The organism is Sorangium sp. So ce131, from assembly GCF_051519095.1.
Taxonomy (GTDB): Bacteria; Myxococcota_A; Polyangia; order Polyangiales; family Polyangiaceae; genus Sorangium.
Genome location: NZ_CP150455.1, coordinates 6,858,170 through 6,874,997, shown reverse-complemented (window position 1 = coordinate 6,874,997; position 16,828 = coordinate 6,858,170). Strand labels below are relative to the sequence as shown.

Genomic DNA, 16,828 nt, shown 5'->3' with positions numbered 1-16,828 from the left:
TGGACCGGTCGACGGACGGGCTGCCGCCGCGCAGGCAGAGCGGCGCTCCGCGGAGCGAGGCGGCAGCCCGTCGCGTCCATCACGACGGCTCGCGGCGGGGCGCGCGGCGAGCCTCTTCAGCGGGCGACATCAGGGGGCGAACACCCCCGGCGGGACGCCAGCTCCGCCGTACGGATAACCGCCGTACCCGGGAATACCGGCGCCGGCCCCGGGAAACCCGGCGCCGTACCCGGGAAACCCGGCGCCATAACCGGGAAGACCGCTGAACGGATACTGGCCCATCCCGCCCGGCCAGCCGCCGCCGGGGAACCCGCCCGCGAACCCGCCGGGATAACCGGGCAGACCGGAGAAGCCGCCCGGCATGCCGTAGCCGAACCCGCCGGGGTAGCCGGGGCCCTGCCCCACAGGACCCTGCCCGATGGGGGCAGGCCCCTGGAGCGGCCCGGGGCCCAGCAGCCCGGGATCCTTGCCGATCGGCGCCTGGCCGACTCCCTTGCCGGGGATCGCCGGCCCGCCCACGAGGCCGCCGCGCGTCTCGTCCTGATCGCCCTCCAGCGCCTGCGCGCTCGACGTCACGTCGACGTCGGCCTGCGCGAAGTCGGCGTCCCCCGCGTCGACCGCGTCGCCCGCGTCGACCGCGCATCCGGCCATGAACGCAGAGAGGAGCATCGCCGCTTGCGCCATCTTCATATCGATTGAGCTAACCATTCGTCCTCCTTCCATGCTCCGCGACGGCCTCGAGGCCCGCGGCTGCATGTCGAGCGGTCGATAGAGCAGGCTGCGTGCCCGAGATCCCGTGTGCAGAGCCTGCCGCGTCGGCCTTATGTGGTTGCCGGACGGCGACGGCGAACACGCATTGTCTGAATCCGCATCGGGGGGATTTCTGCCCTGCTCGAGCGCGCCGGATCCCCGCGGCGCCCGCGCGTCTCGCGGCCGCGCGAGAGCGCCGGTGTGGGACGCCCCCGGGCGCTGGAGAAAGGCAAATCTCGCCGCGCGCGGCGCGCGGCCGGACGGGATGAAGGCGGCCCGGCTTGCCGCTTTCTCGGGCCCTCCGCGCCGCATTTCCGAGGACCTGGCCGATCTCTTCACTCCAGGCCCGGAGCGGCCCGCGCCCGGCGCTCCTCGGCGGCGGCATGCGCGGGAGCGCGGCGCCTGGTCACGCCCTGCGCAGCCCACAAGGACCGATATCGCTCCCGATCGGCGCCGCTCGTGCGACAGGCACCGTCGTTGTCGTGCGCCCGGAAGACCACATCTCGGGCCGCGCGTCGCCCGCCGTCGTCCGGAACGACGAGGCGCGCGCGGCGCAGCGCGCGGCTTCAGCCGCGGACGGCGGCCCCGAGCGCGGCCGCGGCCTTCGAGCGCGCGGGGCAGCAGGAACGGCCTTCTCCGCCGGCGCCGCCGCGCGCGCGGCCGTCCGCGGCGCTCCACGGAGAGTCGGCGTGATCGCGACTCCTGCACCTGGCGGGAACCTGTCTCCTGTTGTAGGATTCCTTACGCTGAAGGAGTTCGCGCGGCGTCGGTAGGACGCTGTCCTCGTCACTCGTGCAGCGGACTCGCGACATCGGCTCACGTGCTTGAAGCGCCGGTCCAGGCAGGACACGCGCGGCCTTCGCGCGGCGGCGGGGAGCTCTCGACGAGGAGGGGGGAACCGCGACGGCGGAAGCGCTGGCGGCGCGCTCGAAGGCGGCGCGCTTTGCGAGGAGGGGTTCGCATGCGCGCGTGCGCGACGCGCCCGGGTTCATTCTGGCTGGCCGCCTGCGCCGTGGCCTCGTCGCTGCTCGGTCCGGGGTGCGACGCCTCCACGCGGGGCTCGGACGCCGCGCTCGTGGGCCATCCCCCCGCCGCGCGCTGCGCGCGCGGGCACGTGCTCGGCCCCGGGGGCGCCTGCATGCCGGTGGGCATTCAGGGGTGCGCCGACCTGTTCGTGGAGGACGACGCGCTCTGCCACCCCGCGATGGCCAAATGCCCTCCGGGGACGATACCGAAGTTCGATGAGGGCTGTATCCCCGTCGGCATCCCGCGCTGCGCCCCGGAGTTCATGGGCGACGACGGGCTGTGCAGGCCGACCATGGCGGCGTGCCCGGCGGGCACGTTCGCGGTGCCGGAGGCGGGGTGCGTGCCGGTCGATGGCCCCGGCGGCTGCGGGCGCGGCCGGTGGGGGGACATCCCGCGCGGGCCCGGGACCCTCCACGTGGACCCGAGCTACTCCGGCGCGGACGGCGACGGCTCCGAGGCGCGGCCGCTCACGACGCTCGCGGCGGCGCTCGACCGCGCCGCCGACGGCGCGACGATCGCGCTCGCGGAGGGCACCTACGACGAGCCGCTCGTCCTCGAGAGGCCGCTCGCGATCGTCGGCCGGTGCGCCTCGCGCGTACGCCTCCGCGGGGTGAGCCCGCGCGGCGATCCCCCCGCGGTCGTGTCGGTGCGCGACGCCGGGGAGGTGACGCTCCGCGGGGTCGAGATCGGCGGGGACGGGGCCGGCGTCGTGGCGACGGGCGCGAGCGTCGTGGCGCTCGAGCGCGTCCACGTCAGGAACGCGCTCCACGTCGGCGTCATGGCGGTCGCCGGCGCGCGGCTCTCGGTGGCGCACAGCTGGATCGAGGGCACACGCGCCGGCGGCGCCGGCGCCGGCGCGGGGGCGGGCGCGGCCGCGGGCTCCGGCGGCGCGCTCTCGTTGAAAGCGAGCGCGATCGCGGGCAACCGCGGCGCGGGCGTGGCGGCGCGCCAGGCCCGGACCACGGCGTCCGTGGTGGGCAGCCTCATCGAGGGCACGCTCCCGTCGTCGCTCCTCGACGAGGGTCAGGGCATCGTCGCCAGCGACGGCGCCGCCGCGACGGTCGAGGGCGCGGCGATCGTCGGCAACCGCGTGTCGGGGATCCTCGCGACGACCGGCGCCTCGGTGATCCTCTCCGGCGCGCTCGTCGAGGGGACGATCCCCGGGCCGGACGGCGTGCTCTACGGCGTCGGCGTCCACGCGGCGGCGCGGGCGCGCGTCGCGATCGACGCGAGCGTGATCCTGGGCAACACGGAGATCGGCGTCGCCGTCCTCGGCGGGGGCACGGCGGCGGAGGTGACGCGCAGCCTGATCAAGGACACCGTCGCGGCGTCGCCCACGTCGCCGCTCGGCGGCCTCGGCGTGGCCGTCGCCCGCGGCGCCGCGGCGCGCCTCCAGGGCAGCGCCGTCGTGCGGAACCGCGCGGCGGGCGTCCACGTGGGCGATCTGTCCGCCGAGCTCGTCGCCGAGGGCAACCTCGTCGAGGGCACCCTCGCCGGCGGGGTCTGGGGCAGCGGCGCCGGGATCTCCGTGCTGGAGGGCCGGGCGACGCTCGCGTCGAACGCGATCCGCGGCAACGAGGGGGCCGGCGTGTCGGTGGCGTACGCCGGGTCCGAGGCGACGCTGACGGGCAACCTGGTCGAAGGGCACGTCGCGCCGGACCGCGGCGTGCCGGTGGGGCAGGGGATCGTCGTCTTCCGGGGCGCCAGCGCGGCGCTCGCGGGCAACGTCGTCAGCGGCAACCGCTCCGTCGGCGTGCTCGCCGGCGCCGAGGAGCAGGGCGGCGAGGTCGAGATGGTGGGCGACCTCGTCCAGGACACCTGGGGCGACGCGGCCGACGGCGGCGCCGGCTTTGGCGTCGCCGCCGCGGGGTATCGCCTCCGGCTCGCCTCGGCCCTGATCCGGAGGAGCCGCACCGCCGGCGTCGCGCTGTTCGCCGCCGAGGCGGAGGTCACCGACACCGCCGTCGACGGCGTGACGGGCGACCGCCGCGCCCGCGCTCCCCTGGGCGACCGCGGCGACCGCGGCGACCGCGGCGACCGCGGCGACCGCCCCGGCGATCTCGCGGCCGACGGCGTCCTTTCGCTCGCCGGATCCGTGGTGAACCTCCGCGGCGTCCGGGTGGCCGGCTGCGCGCGGGCCGGGATCCTCTACGACCGGAGCTCGGGCCACCTCGCCGGGGTCCACGCCTCGGGGAACCTCTTCGGGCTGGTCGCCCAGGGCTCGCCCGTCCCCCGCGTCGACGTCGACAAGGAGAGCGTCTTCACCGGCAACAGCGAAGCGGACGAGCTCGTGGACGCCCATCTCCCCGTGCCCGCGGCGGCCCCGCTGCCGTGAGCGGCCGCCCCCGCTCGCCGGCTCGCCGGACCTCGCGCGAAACGAGGAAGACATCGAATGGATCCCCCGCCGATACGTGGTATTCCCGCGGACGAGTCGGCGCTCGCGCGCGCGACCACAACAGGTCCAGGCGCCGAATCGTGCGCCCCGCAATACCCCTTGAGCCCATCACCCGCGCCGGCCGTACATGGTCCGCGCGGCGGGGACGGGTTTATGTCCAGGTCCGCACCTCGAATGGGCCTGCTGACCGAGGGGGGAGACTTGAAAAATATGCTCTTGTCACCGATCGCGGGCCTCTGTTATAGGGGTGCCTGAAACGACGCGTCACCGACACCGTGCTTGCTTACTGTGACCCGGGAAAATAACAGTGTCAGTGCTTGAGCGTTCGTCTTCCCATGACGCGTTATGACGACACGTGATTGGTTTGCTGCGGTGAAGCATGACGCGCCACGACATCTCTCCTGAAAGCACGAGAGAGTGAGCGGTGCGAGAACTTGGTGGCGGCCTCGAATCCCGTTGACACTGATGTGCGAAGACGGGTACAGTGCCGACGTCTGGATGCCGGTATGGTGCGCTGCGTCGCGCGCGCCGAGCTCCGGCGAGCCGCACTGTCGCGTGGCGGCTCCCAGGAAATCCAATGGATTGGGAGAGGGACGGTGGGCGCTCGGGCGTGCCCACGAGGGCCCGCGAGGAGCGTTCTCATGAGGAATTGGTTCTTGCCGCGTCGGACGTTCGTCCTTTCGGCGTTGCTTCTTTCCGCGGGCGCCACGACGGGCTGCCCGTCCGAGAAGCCGACGCCCACGCCGGAGTCGAAGGCGGGCTCCGGATCGAACGCCGCGACCACGGCCCCCAAGTCCGCGGACACCTTCCTCACCATCTCGCAGGAGCAGCAAGCGTCCTGGGTGCGCAACTTCAACCCGCTGCTGGCCCCTGGAAACGTGCGCTGGCCGACGGTGGCCGGCATCTACGAGCCGATGCTCGTCTACAACACGATGAAGGGGGAGTTCACCCCCTGGCTCGCGTCGAAGTACGAGTGGAGCAACGGCAACAAGACGCTCACCTTCACGACGCGGCCCAACGTCAAGTGGTCCGACGGCCAGCCCTTCACGGCGAAGGACGTGGCCTTCACCTTCGGGCTGCTCAAGAAGCACACCGCGCTCGACCTGCAGGGCGTCTGGAAGTGGGTGACCGCGGTTGAGGCCAAGGGCGACTCCACGGTCGAGTTCACGCTCGCGCGGCCGTACGTCCCGGGGCTCGTCTTCATCGGCCACCAGCCGATCGTGCCCGAGCACAAGTGGAAGGACGTGAGCGATCCGGTCACGTACACGAACGAGAACCCGGTCGCGACGGGGCCCTTCACCGAGGTGAAGACGTTCCAGAACCAGATCTACGAGCTCGGCCGCAACCCGAACTACTGGCAGCCGGGCAAGCCCGCCATCAAGGGGCTCCGCCTGCCGGCCTACCCGGGCAACGACCAGGCGAACCTGGCGCTCCTGAACGGCGAGGTCGACTGGGCCGGCAACTTCGTCCCGGAGATCGAGAAGGTCTACGTCTCCAAGGACCAGGCCAATCACCACTACTGGTTCCCGCTCGTCGGCAGCACCGTGTTCGTCTACACGAACACGACGAAGAAGCCCCTCGACGACGCGAAGGTGCGCAAGGCGCTCAGCATGTCGATCGACCGCGAGCAGATCGTCAAGATCGCCATGAACAACTACACGCGCCCGTCGGACGCCACGGGGCTCAGCGACGCGCACGAGCGCTGGCGCAGCGCGAAGGCGGTCGACGCGGGCGACTGGGTCAAGTTCGACGTGGCCAAGGCGAACCAGATCCTCGACGAGGCCGGCTACGCCAAGGGCGCGGACGGCGTCCGGGCGACGAAGGACGGCAAGGCGCTGCGCTTCGACATCAACGTCGTGACGGGCTGGTCCGACTGGGTGCGCGCGGCGCAGATCGTCACCCAGCAGCTGAAGCAGGTCGGCGTCGAGGCCACGCTGAAGACGTACGACTTCAGCGCCTTCTTCGAGGCGCTCCAGAAGGGCACCTTCGACCTGTCGATGGGGTGGTCCAACGAGGAGCCGACGCCGTACAACTTCTACCGCGACCTGCTCGGCACCGCGACCGTGAAGCCGGTCGGCGAGTCGTCGGCGCGCAACTGGCATCGCTTCGGCGCCAAGCAGTCGGACAGCCTCTTCGAGGCGTTCGAGGCCGCGACCGATCCGGCGGAGCAGAAGAAGATCATCGACCAGCTCCAGGATCTGTTCGTCGAGACGGCGCCCTCCATCCCGCTGTTCCCCGGGCCGTCCTGGGGCGAGTACAACACGAAGCGCTTCACCGGGTTCCCCAGCAAGGAGAACCCGTACGCGAAGCTCTCGCCGAACAACCCGCCCGAGTACCTGCTCGTCCTCACCGAGCTCAAGCCGAAGTGAGACGGCCCGTCCCCTCCGCGCTCGATCCGAAGTGAAGTTGCACGTGACCTGATCCGGAGAGCAGGTTAGAAGAGAGATCGTCTGTGCGTTACCTCCTGCGACAGCTGGGCTTGTACCTTATGGCGGCGTGGGCTTCGCTCACCCTGAACTTCCTCATCCCGCGGCTCATGCCGGGCGACCCTGCCTCCGCGATGTTCGCGCGGTTCCAGGGGCAGCTACAGCCGGAGGCGATCGACGCGCTGCGGAAGGCGTTCGGGTTCACCAACGAGCCGCTCTACAAGCAGTACATCACCTACCTGAGCCACACGGCGACGGGCGACTTCGGCCTCTCGGTCGCGCACTTCCCCGCGAAGGTGACGGACGTGATCGCGACGGGGCTCGGCTGGACGCTGCTCCTGTCGGGCACCGCCGTGCTCATCAGCTTCGGCGTGGGGTCGCTGCTCGGCGTCATCGCGACGTGGAAGCGCGGCGGGTGGCTCGACTCCGCCCTGCCGCCGCTGCTCGTGTTCCTGGGCGCGTTCCCCTACTTCTGGCTGGCGATGGTGCTGCTCTACGTCCTCGGGTTCGTCCTCGGGGCGTTCCCGCTGCGCCACGCCTACAGCGACACGCTCGCGCCCGGCTTCAACCTGGAGTTCATCGGGAGCGTGCTCTCGCACATGGTCCTGCCCGCCCTGGCGATCGTCGTCGCCACCATCGGGGGCTGGATGCTCGGCATGCGCAGCGCCATGGTGACCGTGCTGTCCGAGGACTACATCACCATGGCCCAGGCCAAGGGGCTCTCGCAGTGGCGGGTCATGTTCAGCTACGCCGCGCGGAACGCGCTCCTGCCGAACGTCACCAGCTTCGGCATGGCGCTCGGGTTCGTGCTGAGCGGCTCGCTGCTCACCGAGATCGTGTTCTCGTATCCGGGGCAGGGCTACCTGCTCATCCAGGCAGTTCGAAACCAGGACTTCCCGCTCATGCAGGGCATCTTCCTCACCATCACGTTCGCCGTGCTGGGAGCGAACTTCCTGGTCGACATCATGTACGTGTTCCTCGATCCCCGCGCCCGCGCGCGCTGACGGCACGGCTCAGGAGAAGCATGGCTGCGCAACAAAGCAATAGCGGGGGCAGCTCCGCCCGTTCGGGGTGGCTCCGCCTCCTCCTCTCGAACCGCAAGGCGATGGTGGGTACCCTCATCGCGCTCTTCTTCCTCCTGATCGCCCTGCTCGGGCCGCTGTTCGTGCGCCAGGATCCGCACGCGTTCGTGGGCATGCCGCACGAGGCGCCGTCCGCCGAGCACCTCTTCGGCACGACGGGGCAGGGGCAGGACGTGCTCGCGCAGACGATCGTCGGCGCGCGGACGTCGCTGGCCGTCGGCTTCGCCACCGGCTTCGCGGTCATGGCGATCGGCGCGCTGATCGGCATGGTCGGCGGCTTCTTCGGCGGGTGGATCGACGACGTGCTGTCGCTGTTCACGAACGTCTTCCTGATCATCCCGGGGCTGCCGATGGCGGTCGTCATCGCGGCCTACCTGCCGGCGGGGCCGCTCACGATCATGCTCGTGCTCGTCATCACGGGCTGGGCGTGGAACGCGCGTGTGCTCCGGTCCCAGGTGCTCACGCTGCGCGAGAAGGACTTCGTGTCCGCCGCCATCGTGAGCGGCGAGGGCAGCCTGCGCATCATCTTCCGCGAGATCCTGCCGAACATGACGTCGCTCCTGATGTCCGGCTTCATCGGCGCGACGGTGTACGCGATCGGCGCGCAGGTCGGCCTCGAGTTCCTCGGCCTCGGCGATCTCAGCGCCGTCACCTGGGGGACGAACCTGTACTGGGCGAGCAACAACGCCGCGCTGCTCACGGGCGCCTGGTGGACCATCGTGCCCACCGGCCTCTGCGTCGCGCTCATCGGGTTCGCGCTCACCCTGATCAACTACGCGATCGACGAGATCTCGAATCCGCGGCTCCGCGCGGAGGGATCCTGGTCGCGTCTCCTCCGCAGCCGCAAGGTCGCGGCAGGTCCGTCGACGCCGGTAGTGAGGGCTCATGGCGCCTAGTCCGATTCTCTCAGTTCAGGATCTGCGGGTCGAGTTCATGACACCGGCCGGCCCGGTGTGCGCGGTCGACAACGTCTCCTTCGACATCGCTCCCGGGGAGGTGCTCGGCCTCGCGGGGGAGTCGGGCAGCGGCAAGTCCACGGTGGCGATGGCCATCATGCGGATCCTCCGTCCGCCGGCGGTGATCACGGGCGGCCGCGTGCTCTTCGCGGGGCAGGACGTCCTGGCGATGAACGAGGAGCAGCTGCGCGCGTTCCGCTGGCGCAAGATGGCGCTGGTGTTCCAGAGCGCGATGAACGCGCTCAACCCGGTGCTGACGATCGGCGAGCAGATCGCGGATCCGATCCTCGTGCACGACAAGGTGACGCCGGCGCAGGCGCGGGAGCGGGCGGCGGCGCTGCTCAAGCTCGTCGGCATCGACACGTCGCGCCTCGACAGCTACCCGCACCAGCTGTCGGGCGGCATGCGCCAGCGCGTCGTGATCGCGATCGCGATGGCGCTCAAGCCGCCGTTCCTCATCATGGATGAGCCCACGACGGCGCTCGACGTGGTCGTGCAGAAGGAGATCCTGCAGCAGATCGCCGATCTGAAGGACCGGCTCGGCTTCTCGATCCTCTTCATCACGCACGACCTCTCGCTCATCGCCGAGTTCTCCACGCGCATCGCCATCCTCTACGCGGGCAAGCTGGCGGAGACGGCCCGCGCCAAGGAGCTCTTCGCGGATCCGAAGCACCCGTACACGCAGGGCCTGCTCGGGTCGTTCCCCTCGGTCCGGGGCCCCCGGCGAAGGCTGCAGGGCATCGGCGGCTCGCCGCCCGACATGCGCAACCCGCCGCCTGGGTGCCGATTCCACCCCCGGTGCCCCCAGGCCTTCGCGCCCTGCAACAACGACATCCCGGCCCTTCGTGAAATCGCGCCCGAGCACCGCGGCGCCTGCCATCTGTACTGACGATGATGACGCAACCCTACGCCTCGCCTGTCCTCGACGTGGTGCGCCTCGGCAAGTACTTCACTGTCGGCGGCGGGCTCCGCACGCAGCAGCTCCGGGCGCTGAACGACGTGTCGTTCTCCCTGGCCGAGCGCGAGGTGATCGCGCTGGTCGGAGAGTCCGGGAGCGGTAAGAGCACGATCGCCCGGCTGATCGCGCGGCTCATGCCCCCGAGCAGCGGGCAGATCGTGTTCAAGGGCAGGGACATCCTCAAGGAAGAGCCGACCCGCGCCTCGCTCGCGTACCGCGGGCAGGTGCAGATGATCTTCCAGGATCCGTTCGGCTCGCTGAACCCGGTGCACACCATCGGCTACCACCTGGAGCGGCCGCTCCTCCTGCACGGCAAGGCCGCGAACCAGGCGGTGCTCCGGGAGAAGGTCCACGCGCTGCTCAAGACGGTGGATCTCAACCCGCCCGCCGAGGTCGCCCTCAAGTACCCGCACCAGCTCTCGGGCGGGCAGCGGCAGCGCGTGGCCATCGCGCGCGCCCTGGCCGTGGATCCCACGATCATCCTGGCGGACGAGCCGATCTCGATGCTCGACGTCTCGATCCGCATGGGCGTCCTCAACCTGATGGAGCGCCTCAAGGAAGAGCGCGGCATCTCGTACCTCTACATCACACACGACATCGCGAGCGCGCGCTACGTCGCCGACCGGACGATGGTCATGTACGCGGGCCACATCGTGGAGGGGGCGCCGAGCGAGGAGCTGATGCAGCAGCCGGCGCACCCGTACACGAAGCTCCTGCTCTCGGCGGTGCCGGATCCGGCGGGCTCGATCCGGAGCGAGCTCCCGGCCCGCTCGGGCGCCCCGAAGCTCATCAACCCGCCGCCCGGCTGCCCCTTCGCCGACCGGTGCCCGAGCGTGATGAACACGTGCCGGGAGCAGATGCCCGCCGCGATCGACGTCGGCGCGGGGCACTGGGTCCGCTGCCACCTGTACTCACCCGGTTCCGTTGCGCCGTCCGCCCACCACGAGCGCAAGGTGCCTGCCTCCGTCGAGGCTGTGCCCGCCTGAGGAGAACAACAAGACCCAATGCCTGCTTTGAGCTTTCCCGACAAGTTCGTTTGGGGCTCTGCGACGTCGGCCTACCAGATCGAAGGCGCCACGAGCGAGGACGGCCGCAGCGAGTCCATCTGGGACCGCTTCGCGAAGACGCCCGGCAAGATCGTCGACGGGACGAACGGCGACGTCGCGTGCGAGCACTACCACCGGTGGCGCGACGACATCGCGCTCATGAAGGACCTGGGCCTGATGGCCTACCGGTTCTCGATCGCGTGGCCGCGGATCCTCCCGAACGGCCGCGGCGCGGTGAACGAGAAGGGGCTCGATTTCTACAGCCGGCTGGTGGACGGCCTGCTCGAGGCCGGGATCGAGCCGTACGCGACGCTATTCCACTGGGACCTGCCGCAGGTGCTCCAGGATCAGGTGGGCGGGTGGCAGCACCGCTCGACGGCGGACGCGTTCGTGGAGTTCGCGGACGTGGTGAGCCGGAGGCTCGGCGATCGCGTCAAGAAGTGGATCACCCACAACGAGCCGTGGTGCACGGCGTTCCTCAGCTACGAGAAGGGCATCCAGGCCCCGGGCTTCAAGGACTTCCGCAAGGCCCTCGCGGTCAGCCACCACGTGCTGCTCTCGCACGGCCTCGCCGTGCCGGTGCTGCGCAAGAACGTCCCCGGCGCCGAGGTGGGCATCACGCTGAACATGAACATCGCGGTGCCCGCGTCGCCGAGCGCCGCGGACCACGACGCGGCCCGGCACTACGACGGCTACTTCAGCCGCTGGTTCCTCGATCCGCTGTACGGCCGGCACTACCCGGCGGACATGATCGCGGACTACATCGCGCTGGGGCACCTCCCGCCGGAGGGGCTGACGGAGTGCAAGCCGGGCGATCTCGAGATCATCGCGACCCAGTGCGACTTCCTCGGCCTCAACTACTACTCCAGGGCGGTCCTGCGGAGCACGAAGGTGCCCGAGGAGCAGAACCTGCCGAGGACGGTGCATGTCCAGCCCGCGTCGGAGCAGACGGAGATGGGCTGGGAGGTGTACCCGGACGGCCTGCGGCAGCTGCTCATCCGCCTGACCTACGAGTACGGGGTGCAGAAGCTCTACGTGACGGAGAACGGCGCGGCCTACTCGGAGGCGCCGGACAAGAACGGGCGCGTCCCGGACCAGCGGCGGCTCCAGTTCCTGCGCGATCACTTCATCGCGGCCCGGCGCGCCATCGACGCCGGGGTGCCGCTCGCCGGGTACTTCGTGTGGTCGCTGATGGACAACTACGAGTGGGACCGCGGCTACTCGCAGCGGTTCGGCATCGTCTGGGTGGACTACGAGACGCAGCGGCGCATCCCGAAGGACAGCGCCCTCTGGTACAAGGGCGTCATCGCCGCCAACGCGGTGGACGACGGCAACGCGCCGGCGACCTGACGCGACCGTACCCAACGCCACCCCACCCACGCCGGATCGGACCGAGGAGCGCCGCAGCGCGCGGCGCCCCCGGGTCCCCGTCGCGCGCCCGAGGCACGAGGAGCGTATCGCTCGTCGCTGTGCCTCGGGGCTCCTCCCGTCACGTCACGCGGAGCACCTCGTCCAGCGAGGTGACGCCGTCCTTCACCCGCGCGAGCCCCGCCTCGCGCAGCGGCACGAGCCCCGCCTTGCGCGCGGCGTCCCGGTAGGCGCGTTTCCCCGAGCGCGCCTTCACGAGCTCCCGCAGGTCGTCGTCGAGCTCCAGCACCTCGAACAGCCCGGTCCGGCCGCGGTAGCCCGTCTGGTGGCACGTCGGACACCCCACGGCGCGTTTCAGCTCGGTGCCTTTGTCGATCAGGACCTGATCCTCGTCGCCGGTCACCGAGGTCTCGAGCTCGTACGTCTCCGCGCACTCCTCGCAGAGCCGCCGGACGAGGCGCTGCGCGACCACCGCGAGCAGGGCGTTCGCCACGATCCACGACTCCGCGCCTAGGTCCACGAGGCGCGCGACCGTGTCGACCGCGTCCGAGGTGTGCAGCGTCGACAGCACGAGGTGCCCCGTGAGGCTCGCCTGCAGCGCGATCTGCGCCGTCTCGGGGTCGCGCATCTCGCCGACCATGATCACGTCCGGGTCCTGGCGCAGGATCGCGCGCAGGCCGGTCGCGAACGTGAAGCCCTGGCGCGGGTTCGTCTGCCCCTGCGTGATGTCCGCGAACTCGACCTCGATCGGGTCCTCCAGGGTGACGATGCTGAGCTCGCTGGTCTTCATGACCTTGATCAGCGAGTAGAGCGTCGACGTCTTGCCCGACCCGGTCGGCCCGCAGACGACGATGAGCCCGGACGGGCGATCCGCGAGGCGCTCGATCCGGGGCAGGTCGGCCTCGGCGAGCCCGAGCTTGTCGAGCGCGATCAGCTGGTGGCTGAGCAGCACGCGCAGCACGAGCGTCTCACCGTGGATCGCGGGGAACGTCGAGGCGCGCAGGTGGACGAGCGGGTGGCCGTGCAGCTCCAGGCTGAACTGGCCGTCCTGCGGCAGCCGCCGCTCGGTCATGTCCATCCGCGCGAGCACCTTCACGCGCGAGGCGAGCGACGGCGCGATCTCGATCGGGATCTGCCCCTGCGCGACCATCACGCCGTCGACGCGGTAGCGCACGCGGATGCCGTCGCGCTTCGGCTCGACGTGGATGTCGCTCGCGCCCATCGAGACCGCGCGCCGCACGAGGTGGTTCAGCACCTTGACCGCGTCGAGATCGTCGGACGACGGGGGCGGGCGGCTCGCGTTCACGGCGCGCCTCCTTTGCGGCCGACGTCGACGGTGCGGAGCGAGATCATCTTGAGCTCGTTCGAGCCGGGGAACGTCGCCCACACGCTGACGCCGTAGAGGCCGGGCCGCTTCTGGTCGTCGAGCGGGACCTGGATGTTGAACCGATTGCCGTTCACCTCCAAAGGAATAGGCGTCTTGTAGCCTTTCGGGAAGAACGTCGCGTAGGGCGGCGGGATCGGATAGCCGCCCATCCTGAGCAGCTTCTCCGGCGGGATCGGCTTCCCCGACTCGACCCGCGAGAGCCCGACGCCGGCGATCTTCGCCGGCGCCTTGATCTCGCCGGCCACCCGGATCACCTCGCCGACCTGCGCGCGCCGGGGGAGCGGCTGGTAGCTCCCGTAGTCGTCGACGAACTCCTGCGCCATGCAGGCGATGTCGAGCCCCTTCGCCTTCGCCAGCCCGACCCCGAGCGACGTGTGCGACTTGGTGAGCACGTTGCGCCGGTGCCCGTCGGCCGGGGGCTTCTCGTTCATGAAGGCGTGGTGGACCCGCTCGAGGCTCTCCGCGGAGAAGCGCGGATCCGGATCGAGCTCGCGCGGGACGGCGTCGGCGAAGCAGCCGGCGTTCTCCATCACGAACCCTTCGCCGCCCGCGCCCGTGTAGCGCTGCTCCGGGACCGAGCCGTCGCTGCCCCAGTGGCCGGTGAAGCCGACCCGGACCATGTCCTCGGCGTGCCCCCGTCCCGCGCGCGCCGCGGTCTCGTCCCACACGACCGGCGGCAGCTTGTGCGCCGCCCGGTCGCGGTTCACCAGCGCGAGCACGTAACGCCCCGCCTCCGCGCGCGTCATCCCCTTACCCGGCGCGGAGGGCGGCGCCGCCGCGCCCTGCGCCCCGCCGCCGCCGGCCTTTGCGCCCGCGGCCGCGCCCGCAGCCGCACCCGTGTCCGCGGCCGCACCCGCGCCCGTGTCCGCGGCCGCACCCGCGTCCGTGTCCGCGCCCGCAGCCGCGTCCGCGTCCGCGCCCTGCGCCTCCTGCGCGGCCCAGGGCCCCGCCGGGCCATCCGCCGGCTCTTTTGCTCCGGCGCTCGCGCCGCACCCGAGCGCACACGCGCTCGCGGCGAGGAGCCCGAACCCAGGCGCCCCGGGCCAGCGCCGCCGCCGATCATCCATCGATCCTGTCCCTCTCGCGTTGATTGCGCGCATCGCTGCGACGGTAGCGCCTCGTCGCCGCGCGCGCACTCGGTCAGGTCAGCGCCTTCCGCCCAGCGCCGGGCGGCGTGTCGTGCGGTGAGGTGGTATCGATGCGCCACGTGAGCACGTCATCGTCGTCACAGGGGGCGGTCGCCGCGCACCCGCCGGGGGCCTCCGCGATCGTCCTCGCCGCGGAGCGCGACGGCCCCGCGATCCGGCCGCTCGCGGGCGTGCTCTGGATGGTCCTGGCCCAGGCGCTCTTCGCCGCGATGAACGTCCTCGCGCGGCTCTCGTCGGCGCGCGCCCCGTGGCCCGAGGTCGCGGCGTCGCGCACGCTGGTCGGCGCGGCCACCGCGCTCGGCGTCGCGCTCGCCCGCCGGGCGCCGCTCACGATGCACCGGGGCGATCGGCGCCTCGCGTGGGCGCGCTCGCTCTGCGGCACCGGGGCGATGCTCTGCTCCTTCTACACGCTCGGCGCCTCGCAGATCGCGCTCGGGGATGCGGTCACCCTCGGCGCGACGAGCCCGATCTTCGTCGCGATCCTGGCGCCGCGGCTGCTCGGCGAGCAGAGCAGCCGCGGCCTGTGGCTCGCGACGCTGCTCGCCTTCGCGGGCGTCGCGCTCGTCGCCGGACCGAAGCTCTCGATCGCGGGGGACGTCGCGCTCATCGCCACGATCGGCGCGACCTTCTCGGCGTTCGCCATGATCTGGCTGCGCAAGATCGGCGCCGGCGCGCGGCGGGCGAGCCCGGAGTCGATCGCGCTGCACTTCTCGCTCGTGGCGAGCGCCGTGATGGTCGCGCTCTCGATCCCCGGCTTCCGCGCCCCCGACGCCCTCGGCTTGGTCCTGCTCGTCGCGACGGGGCTCGCCGGCGGCCTCGCGCAGATCGCGATGACGCGCGCGTACGCGCTCGACAGCGCGGCGCGCATCGGGGCCATCGGCTACGTCGGGGTCGTCCTCTCGCACGTGCTCGCCGCCGCCTGGCTCGGCGAGATCCCGTCGGCGGCGCAGCTCCTTGGAACGACCCTGGTGATGGCGGCCGGCCTGTGGCTCGCGGCCCAGGGGCTGCGCGAAGCGCGTCGCCGAGCGCGCTGACCGAGCGCTGCGCGAAGCGCGGCGCCGAGCGCGCTGACCAAGCGCGGCGCCGAGCGCGCTGACCAAGCGCGGCGCCGAGCGCGCTGACCAAGCGCGGCGCCGAGCGCGCTGACCAAGCGCGGCGCCGAGCGCGCTGACCAAGCGCGGCGCCGAGCGCGCTGACCAAGCGCGGCGCCGAGCATGTTGGCCGGCGCCGCCGCCGCGTGACATAGCGCTGCTCTGCTCAAGGAGGATCCGCATGAAAGCGTTCGCCATCCAGGGTTCGTTCGGCTTCGACGCGCTCCGCCCGATCGAGCTCCCGGATCCGAAGCCCGGCCCCGGGCAGGTCGTCGTCAAGATGAAGGCGGCGTCGCTGAACTTCCGCGACGTGCTCGTGACGAAGGGCCTCTACAACCCGAAGCTCAAGCTCCCGCTCGTCCCGCTCTCCGATGGGGCCGGCGAGGTGGTGGACGTGGGGCAAGGGGTCACGCGGGTGAAGCCCGGCGACAGGGTGTGCCCGATCTTCCACCAGCGCTGGATCGACGGGGCGGTCTCCCTGGCCAAGGTGCGGGGGGCGCTCGGCGGGGACCTGCCGGGGGTGCTCTCGGAGCACGTGCTCCTCGGCGAGGACGGGGTCGTCGCGATCCCGCCGCACCTCACGGACGAGGAGGCCGCGTCGCTGCCGTGCGCCGCGGTGACCGCCTGGAACGCGCTCTTCGTGGAGGGCCGCCTCAAGGCCGGCGACACGGTGCTCGTGCAGGGCACGGGCGGCGTCTCGATCTTCGCGCTGCAGTTCGCCCGGCTCGCGGGCGCGCGCGTCATCGTCACGTCGAGCAGCGACGAGAAGCTCGAGCGCGCGAGGTCGCTCGGCGCGTGGGAGACCATCAACTACCGCACGACGCCCGACTGGGACGCGCCCGTGGCCTCGCTCACCCGCGGCGAGGGGGTCGATCACGTCATCGAGGTGGGCGGCGCCGGCACGCTCGCCCGTTCGCTGCGCGCGGTGCGCATCGGCGGGCGCGTGAGCCTCATCGGCGTGCTCTCGGGCGGCGCGCCGGAGCTCAGCCTGTTCCCCATCCTGATGAAGCAGGTCACCGCGCAGGGCATCTTCGTGGGCTCCCGGGCGATGTTCCAGGACATGAACCGCGCGATCGCGGCGGGCGGGCTCCGGCCGGTGATCGACCGCGTCTTCCCCTTCGCCGAGGCGCGGCAGGCGCTCGAGTTCATGGAGAGCGGCGGGCATTTCGGGAAGATCGCGATCAGGTTCTGAGCG

The 16,828-nt window shown here is 71.6% G+C and carries 12 protein-coding genes; 9 read left to right on the top strand and 3 right to left on the bottom strand.

What is annotated here, in order from left to right; genetic code table 11:
* Nucleotides 1-129 precede the first annotated feature (129 nt).
* Nucleotides 130-708, bottom strand: coding sequence for a hypothetical protein (locus WMF43_RS25090; RefSeq protein WP_437683771.1), 579 nt, complete (start codon nucleotides 706-708; stop codon nucleotides 130-132).
* Between the two features lie 1,003 nt (nucleotides 709-1,711).
* Between WMF43_RS25090 and WMF43_RS25085 the strand changes: the two genes are divergently transcribed.
* From WMF43_RS25085 to WMF43_RS25055, 7 genes are all read left to right on the top strand, one after another.
* Nucleotides 1,712-4,111, top strand: coding sequence for a right-handed parallel beta-helix repeat-containing protein (locus WMF43_RS25085; RefSeq protein ID WP_437683769.1), 2,400 nt, complete (start codon nucleotides 1,712-1,714; stop codon nucleotides 4,109-4,111).
* Nucleotides 4,112-4,812: 701 nt separating this feature from the next.
* Entirely contained in the window at nucleotides 4,813-6,540 is a 1,728-nt protein-coding gene (locus WMF43_RS25080; protein ID WP_437683767.1) for an ABC transporter substrate-binding protein, read from the top strand.
* Nucleotides 6,541-6,623: 83 nt separating this feature from the next.
* Nucleotides 6,624-7,601, top strand: coding sequence for an ABC transporter permease (locus tag WMF43_RS25075; protein WP_437683765.1), 978 nt, complete (start codon nucleotides 6,624-6,626; stop codon nucleotides 7,599-7,601).
* Nucleotides 7,602-7,621: 20 nt separating this feature from the next.
* The gene (locus WMF43_RS25070) at nucleotides 7,622-8,575 is read left to right on the top strand and encodes an ABC transporter permease (protein WP_437683763.1); all 954 of its coding nucleotides are present in this window, start codon (nucleotides 7,622-7,624) and stop codon (nucleotides 8,573-8,575) included.
* Between the two features lie 37 nt (nucleotides 8,576-8,612).
* Nucleotides 8,613-9,524, top strand: a complete 912-nt coding sequence (locus WMF43_RS25065) for an ABC transporter ATP-binding protein (RefSeq protein WP_437683762.1) — start codon at nucleotides 8,613-8,615, stop codon at nucleotides 9,522-9,524.
* Between the two features lie 2 nt (nucleotides 9,525-9,526).
* On the top strand, nucleotides 9,527-10,579 hold the full coding sequence (locus WMF43_RS25060) for an ABC transporter ATP-binding protein (RefSeq protein ID WP_437683760.1): 1,053 nt from the start codon (nucleotides 9,527-9,529) through the stop codon (nucleotides 10,577-10,579).
* 18 nt (nucleotides 10,580-10,597) lie between these two features.
* Nucleotides 10,598-11,989 (top strand): GH1 family beta-glucosidase, encoded by a 1,392-nt coding sequence (locus WMF43_RS25055; RefSeq protein WP_437683758.1) that lies wholly within the window; start codon nucleotides 10,598-10,600, stop codon nucleotides 11,987-11,989.
* 139 nt (nucleotides 11,990-12,128) lie between these two features.
* On the opposite strand, the gene WMF43_RS25050 is transcribed toward WMF43_RS25055, so the two are convergent.
* Both WMF43_RS25050 and WMF43_RS25045 read right to left on the bottom strand, forming a co-directional pair.
* Nucleotides 12,129-13,313, bottom strand: coding sequence for a GspE/PulE family protein (locus tag WMF43_RS25050; protein ID WP_437683757.1), 1,185 nt, complete (start codon nucleotides 13,311-13,313; stop codon nucleotides 12,129-12,131).
* Nucleotides 13,310-14,461, bottom strand: a complete 1,152-nt coding sequence (locus tag WMF43_RS25045) for a CAP domain-containing protein (RefSeq protein ID WP_437683755.1) — start codon at nucleotides 14,459-14,461, stop codon at nucleotides 13,310-13,312. The genes WMF43_RS25050 and WMF43_RS25045 overlap by 4 nt, the downstream gene beginning before the upstream one ends.
* Nucleotides 14,462-14,592: 131 nt before the next feature.
* On the opposite strand from WMF43_RS25045, the gene WMF43_RS25040 reads away from it, so the two are divergent.
* Together WMF43_RS25040 and WMF43_RS25035 are read left to right on the top strand one after the other, a co-directional pair.
* The gene (locus tag WMF43_RS25040) at nucleotides 14,593-15,576 is read left to right on the top strand and encodes a DMT family transporter (RefSeq protein WP_437683753.1); all 984 of its coding nucleotides are present in this window, start codon (nucleotides 14,593-14,595) and stop codon (nucleotides 15,574-15,576) included.
* Nucleotides 15,577-15,814: 238 nt separating this feature from the next.
* Entirely contained in the window at nucleotides 15,815-16,825 is a 1,011-nt protein-coding gene (locus WMF43_RS25035; RefSeq protein WP_437683751.1) for a zinc-dependent alcohol dehydrogenase family protein, read from the top strand.
* Nucleotides 16,826-16,828: the final 3 nt, after the last annotated feature.

Coding starts and splice junctions, on each gene's coding strand:
- WMF43_RS25090 (WP_437683771.1), bottom strand. CDS start 708: ATGGTTAGCTCAATCGATATGAAGATGGCGCAAGCGGCGATGCTCCTC.
- WMF43_RS25085 (WP_437683769.1), top strand. CDS start 1,712: ATGCGCGCGTGCGCGACGCGCCCGGGTTCATTCTGGCTGGCCGCCTGC.
- WMF43_RS25080 (WP_437683767.1), top strand. CDS start 4,813: ATGAGGAATTGGTTCTTGCCGCGTCGGACGTTCGTCCTTTCGGCGTTG.
- WMF43_RS25070 (WP_437683763.1), top strand. CDS start 7,622: ATGGCTGCGCAACAAAGCAATAGCGGGGGCAGCTCCGCCCGTTCGGGG.
- WMF43_RS25065 (WP_437683762.1), top strand. CDS start 8,613: ATGACACCGGCCGGCCCGGTGTGCGCGGTCGACAACGTCTCCTTCGAC.
- WMF43_RS25060 (WP_437683760.1), top strand. CDS start 9,527: ATGATGACGCAACCCTACGCCTCGCCTGTCCTCGACGTGGTGCGCCTC.
- WMF43_RS25055 (WP_437683758.1), top strand. CDS start 10,598: ATGCCTGCTTTGAGCTTTCCCGACAAGTTCGTTTGGGGCTCTGCGACG.
- WMF43_RS25045 (WP_437683755.1), bottom strand. CDS start 14,461: ATGGATGATCGGCGGCGGCGCTGGCCCGGGGCGCCTGGGTTCGGGCTC.
- WMF43_RS25040 (WP_437683753.1), top strand. CDS start 14,593: ATGCGCCACGTGAGCACGTCATCGTCGTCACAGGGGGCGGTCGCCGCG.
- WMF43_RS25035 (WP_437683751.1), top strand. CDS start 15,815: ATGAAAGCGTTCGCCATCCAGGGTTCGTTCGGCTTCGACGCGCTCCGC.